Origin of the sequence: Endozoicomonas sp. SESOKO1 (assembly GCF_024606265.1) — a bacterium.
Classification (GTDB): domain Bacteria; phylum Pseudomonadota; class Gammaproteobacteria; order Pseudomonadales; family Endozoicomonadaceae; genus Endozoicomonas.
The window spans coordinates 1-5,904 of sequence record NZ_JAHHPP010000397.1; the positions used below are offsets into that span (position 1 = coordinate 1).

Below are 5,904 nucleotides of genomic sequence, written 5' to 3' on the forward strand. Positions count from 1 at the left end.
GGTTTTCAGTGACAGCCTCTCATAGCCGTTGTGTTCTTCCGGTATTTGGAGGCTTTCATTTGAACCCATATCAATAGATACTGTTTTGCCAGAAAGTCTGGTTTCAGTTTCTTCAGAAAAAGTGATTCTGGATAACGGATTGTATGGGCCTGTGAAATTAGACCCCGTGGTTTCGGAAGCAATCATATTACAGCTCTATTTATAGTTGATAAGTTATTGTTGATAAGGATTTTCCCCAGAATGACTTGATCATTTTAGTCAGTCTGGAAAATGTCGCCACCCGCTGTCTGTATAAGCATAAAAAAATGGCTGCAGTGATCGCAGCCATTTTTTTATTTACAAAGCCATTTTGAAAGGCTCCGGTTTACAGCGCCTTGATCGCTTCCAGCTGTTCTTCCAGCTTGGCTTTGGCAACCCGGGCTTCAGCCAGTTTGGCCTGCTCTTTTGCAACCACGTCGGCAGGTGCCTTGCTGGTGAATTTTTCGTTATTCAGCTTACCTTCAAAGCGAGCAACTTCTCTGGCGAACCGCTCAATTTCCTTATTAAGTCGGGCGGACTCTTTTTCCTTGTCGATCAGGCCTGCCATCGGTACCAGGACTTCCATGGAGCCTACCAGCTGAGTGGTTGCCATGGGGGCTTCTTCACCGGCTGCCAGAGTCCTGATGTCTTCCAGTTTGGCCAGGGACTTCAGGAATGTCCGGTTGTCTTTCAGGCGGGCAACGTCGTCTGCAGAGGTATTACGCAGCAATACATTCAGCGGCTTGCCTGGCCCAATATTCAGCTCGGCACGAATGTTACGGATACCGGTGATAAACGATTTGAGCCACTCAATATCACGCTCAGCCGCTTCATCAATACGGGCCGGGTCAGACACCGGGTAGCTCTGCAGCATCAGGGTGTCACCGGCAACGCCGGCACTGTGCTTGATGTTCTGCCAGATTGCTTCAGTGATATAAGGCATAAACGGATGGGCCAGACGCATAATGGATTCCAGAACACGAACCAGTGTACGTCGGGTGCCACGCTTGAGTTCTGCCGGTGCATTTTCATTCCAGAGAACCGGCTTGGAAAGCTCCAGGTACCATGCACAGTATTCATTCCAGACAAAGTCATAGAGGTTCTGGGAAGCATGATCGAGACGGAACTCGGACAGGTTCTTTTCGATCTGGGCTTCAACCCGCTGCAGTCGGGAAACAATCCAGCGATCGGCCAGGGTCAGTTCAACAGGATCATCACCATTACCACAGTCCTGATCATCGGTATGCATTTTGACGTAGTTGGCAGCATTCCAGATCTTGTTGCAGAAGTTCCGGTAGCCTTCCAGACGGTTCATGTCCCAGTTGATATCACGGCCAGTAGACGCCAGTGAGTACAGGGTGTATCTCAGGGCGTCAGTACCGTGGGCAGAAATACCGTCAGGGAAAGTGCTGCGGGTACGCTTCTCAATCTTCTCCGCCAGCTGAGGCTGCATCATATTGCCGCAGCGTTTTTCCACCAGGGATTCCAGGTCGATACCGTCAATCATATCCAGAGGGTCAAGGACATTGCCCTTGGACTTGGACATCTTTTCGCCATGCTCATCACGGATCAGACCAGTCACGTATACATACTTGAACGGCACCTGTGGTTTGCCGTCTTCATCTTTCATAAAGTGCATGGTCATCATGATCATTCTGGCGACCCAGAAGAAGATAATGTCAAAACCGGTGACCAGCACGTCGGTGGGGTGGAAGGTGTTCAGGCGATCGGTCGGCTCTGGCCAGCCCAGGGTGCCAAAAGTCCAGAGTGCCGAAGAGAACCAGGTATCCAGCACATCGTCATCCTGTTTCAGGACAACAGGCGTCGGGATATTGTGTTTTTCCCGGACTTCGGCTTCATTGCGACCCACGTAAACGTTGCCGGCATCGTCATACCAGGCAGGAATACGGTGTCCCCACCAGAGCTGACGGGAGATACACCAGTCCTGAATATCACGCATCCAGGAGAAGTACATGTTCTCGTACTGTTTGGGCACGAACTGAATACGACCGTCTTCTACCGCTTCAATAGCCGGTTTGGCCAGCGGCGCAGCGCGGACAAACCACTGATCCGTCAGCAGCGGCTCAATCACCACGCCGGAACGGTCGCCGTAAGGCACCATCAGGGTATGGTCATCGATTTTTTCCAGCAGACCCAGAGCGTCCAGGTCAGCAACAATCTGCTTGCGGGCAGCAAAGCGCTCCATGCCCTGGTAGGCTTCCGGAATGGCAGTATCAATGGATTGATTAACCGTTCCGTCAATATTGTAGGCTTCACCCTGCTGGCGGATGTCACCATTGAGCGTCATAACATTAATCATTGGCAGGTTGCAGCGCTTGCCAACTTCATGGTCATTAAAGTCGTGTGCCGGTGTGATTTTTACGCAGCCGGTGCCTTTCTCCATGTCGGCGTGTTCGTCAGCGACAATCGGGATGCGACGGTTAACCAGGGGCAGAATAATTTCCTTTCCGATCAGGGCCTGGTACCGCTCATCTGCCGGGTTAACCGCTACACCGGTATCACCCAGCATGGTTTCCGGACGGGTGGTGGCAACCACGATATAGTCTTTGCCTTCTGCGGTTTTTTCGCCATCCGCCAGTGGATAACGCAGGTGCCACATATTACCTTTGACTTCTTTGTTTTCCACTTCCAGGTCAGAGATGGCGGTGTGCAGTTTTGGGTCCCAGTTAACCAGGCGCTTGCCGCGGTAGATCAGGTCGTCTTCGTAAAGGCGGACAAAAACCTCCTGGACAGCGCCATAGAAGCCTTCGTCCATGGTGAAGCGCTCGGTATCCCAATCAACGGAAGCTCCCAGGCGACGAAGCTGACGGGTGATGGTGCCGCCGGACTCTTCTTTCCACTCCCAGATTTTATCGGTAAACGCCTCACGTCCGTAGTCGTGACGGGTTTTGCCTTCTTCTGCCAGAATCTTGCGTTCAACCACCATCTGGGTGGCGATACCCGCATGGTCAGTACCCACCTGCCAGAGCGTGTTGCAGCCTTTCATCCGGTGGTAGCGGATCAGGGCATCCATAATGGAATCCTGGAAGGCATGGCCCATGTGCAGGCTGCCGGTGACATTGGGAGGAGGGATCATGATGGAGTAGGGCGTGCTGTCACCGCGCTGTTCAGAAGCCGGTGCAAAATAGCCTTTCTCTTCCCAGTTTTGATACAACGTGCGTTCGATGGCTTGGGGGTTGAACGTCTTTTCCATAACTGCTTTTCCAGTAGAGGTTCCAACTGTTCCCAGACGAGAACTCCTGAGGAGCAGTGAGTCTCTGGGTTTGGATAAACCGGTGATTATACACTGTGGGGCTGAATCAGGAAGCACCATACATTGCCAGGAGCCGTATTTTTAAATAGGCTTGCGTGCGGTTCGACGGTTCGACTTAAACGCTTACGTGATGAATAACTTGTCTTTATCGACTATTGGCTTAATGTGTTCTACTTTAATTTATGAATTCAGTGAGGAACTTGCCTGAAAATAGCGCTACGGTTTTTGCTTCTTTTCATTTAAAAGGTTTTAGTCGCCGTAAAATCCAATGATCCGGATTAAGGGATTAAATTTTTCTGATAGTGCCAGGCGCTGTCAGTCTGACAATCAATTTTGTTATCAGGAGTAAAATAATATGGCTTATCCAGGGATGTCATTCCCGGGAATGATATCCAGTAAAAGTATGCAGCAACCTTCTTTGTCAGGTGCACAATCCAGTTCGGTTCGTCAGTATGATCATCGGTCACTGACCGTAGTGGGAGCAGAAAGTATTCAGGGGATGCTCCCCAAATGTGCACTGGACTACCCGATTGATGGCAACAAGATGCCAAGGGTAGTAGAGCCGAAGCCTGTAACCGGTTCTACTCCGGCTGGCAATGGAAATGAAGAAAAGAGGCAACAGAAAGACGGCCATTGCTGCCCGCACTGTAATGAATCACCAACAGACACACTTTCGTCTCAGCCGCCTCAGCCGGAGGGACATCTGTTTGCTGCCATGGAATCCGCCCTGGATTGTATTCCCGGATCACAATTAAACCCTCATCGAATGAGATGGCTTGAAAAATCCTATCAGCATTGGTGTCAAATCAGTAAAGTGATCAATCTGGTAAGAGAAAATGAGATAGAAAAATCCAGCTTGTTTCTGGGAATTTCACCTGAAGAAGTGAGTGACTATTTTAAGATAAGGGCAAAACAGGATACTCTGGGTATTTCATTTCCGAGCCAGCAGTCAAGTCAAAGTTCATTCTCTCGCAATACCGAACATATTGTGAAAGAACCAGCGTCAGAGCAAAAAAAAGCACAAAATAATAAAGCTCGAATGAGGAAAACTCAAGATTGTCAACCTGGGCCTCCAGCAAAAAAAAATTCCAGTCAAACAGGAGGAGGGAGTCTTTCAACGATGCGGTCCATGTCGGTGTTATCTCCGGAAATAACAGAGCCTGAACAAGCTTCATTTTTCCAGGGGCTGAATAAAGCAGTTCAAACTGAATTTCCCGGTTTTCACAAGACAGCTTCGACTCCAATAAGTCCGATGATTGCAACCACTGTACAGAACGGCATGGTAGATGAAGAGATAATGGCCACAGCACATCATCATAATGGTGAGTTTGCTTCTGCAGCAGTTAATCCATGGGTAAGTGTGGACCAGAGACGATGGGGGAGGCGGCATGAGTTGTCTTCTGAAAAAGCCGCTCCGGGATTTCGGCCTTTATTGCCCGCCAGATCATTCTCTTTTCCGTTTGCTGCAAAGGATCTGGATTACCGGCCATTGATTAATGAGCAGCAAGTTAAAAGCTCTGGTAAAGGGCAAGTATCTGGTCCTTCGTATCCTGGAGGCGATGTTGCGGGTAACTACCGGTATCCACCAGAGAAAATCACTGTTTATCCTCCGTCAGCCATAGATGAAAAGCCTGTAGGAGAATTGCATCCGATGGATGATCCCCATCTTTATATGTTGGATGTTGCTATAAACGCAATGGAGAAGCACGTTGAGAGTAATAATATAAGGGCATCAAGAATATCTACAACATCTGTCCAAAGCAGCAATCAAGAGTCATAGTGCATAAATAGTGCATAATTGGTTTTGATGTTGGAAAAACTGGCAGGGGGACAAATTTGCTTCTGGTAAAAGTATTCCTGTCAGCTATCCATTCTTAAGCGGGGAATAAGGGTTTGTTTTAACCGCAAAGGCATTTCAATGAGAGCAGCGTCATGCCTTTGCCGTGAAAAATATTTTGCTTAACCATTTTTCATCCCTGAGGGTGGCGCAAAATATTTCCACGCGCCAAGTGCCTTTGTGGCTTTAATCGACATCAAACAACCGCTTCACGAATATCTACGGTGTTGTCCGCTGAAGGCTCACTGTCCAGCTTGATTTCCTGAAGGATCTCTGGCTTGCCTTTAAAGGCTTTGGCGAGAATATCCTTGTTTCGTGACATCAGCAGACCGATCTCTTCCGCCAGTTGTTCATCGATCTTGAAATTGGCTTCCAGCATACCAGTGATGCCGTCTGCCAGCTCCAGCATACGATCGTGTTCTTCCGCGGCTTTCTTATCAGTAAACATGCTTCTGTCCCGGTCAACTCGCCACATGGGGGTAATGGACATGGGCTTCCTCCTGTATTGGGTTTTTGAACTGTATATAAATACAGTTGTTTTGTCCAGTAGGCTCTCTGGGAATCAGCTTATAAACATCAGCTTTTAAACAAAGGTGGCCTGGTTTTTTACCAAAGTTAATGAACACCAGTGAAGTTGTGTAGTCCTGCCTGGTAATTTACAGCTTTGAAATACTAAAGACGACAATAATCAACAATCCTTACTTGCCTCCCTTGGCCTGAATGTCTTTCTCCCTCAAATATTTGCGAATTTCGTGAAGTTGGATATCTTTTCACT

4 protein-coding genes are annotated in these 5,904 nt (G+C 48.6%); 1 reads left to right on the top strand and 3 read right to left on the bottom strand.

What is annotated here, in order from left to right:
- Together KDK13_RS18080 and KDK13_RS18085 are read right to left on the bottom strand one after the other, a co-directional pair.
- The coding region (locus tag KDK13_RS18080; protein WP_257286393.1) for a hypothetical protein at window positions 1-186 on the bottom strand (186 nt) is incomplete at its 3' end.
- 178 nt (window positions 187-364) lie between these two features.
- Window positions 365-3,232, bottom strand: coding sequence for a valine--tRNA ligase (locus tag KDK13_RS18085; protein ID WP_257286394.1), 2,868 nt, complete (start codon window positions 3,230-3,232; stop codon window positions 365-367).
- Between the two features lie 535 nt (window positions 3,233-3,767).
- Between KDK13_RS18085 and KDK13_RS18090 the strand changes: the two genes are divergently transcribed.
- Window positions 3,768-5,072: a hypothetical protein gene (locus KDK13_RS18090; RefSeq protein WP_257286395.1), complete on the top strand. Its 1,305-nt coding sequence runs from the start codon at window positions 3,768-3,770 to the stop codon at window positions 5,070-5,072.
- A 253-nt stretch (window positions 5,073-5,325) separates the two neighbouring features.
- Here KDK13_RS18090 and KDK13_RS18095 read toward each other — a convergent pair whose 3' ends face one another.
- Window positions 5,326-5,619, bottom strand: a complete 294-nt coding sequence (locus KDK13_RS18095; protein WP_257286396.1) for a YebG family protein — start codon at window positions 5,617-5,619, stop codon at window positions 5,326-5,328.
- Between the last annotated feature and the right edge of the window lie 285 nt (window positions 5,620-5,904).

Bases quoted from the DNA above. Each gene is read 5' to 3' on its own strand.
- KDK13_RS18085 (WP_257286394.1), bottom strand. From the start codon at position 3,232: ATGGAAAAGACGTTCAACCCCCAAGCCATCGAACGCACGTTGTATCAA.
- KDK13_RS18095 (WP_257286396.1), bottom strand. From the start codon at position 5,619: ATGTCCATTACCCCCATGTGGCGAGTTGACCGGGACAGAAGCATGTTT.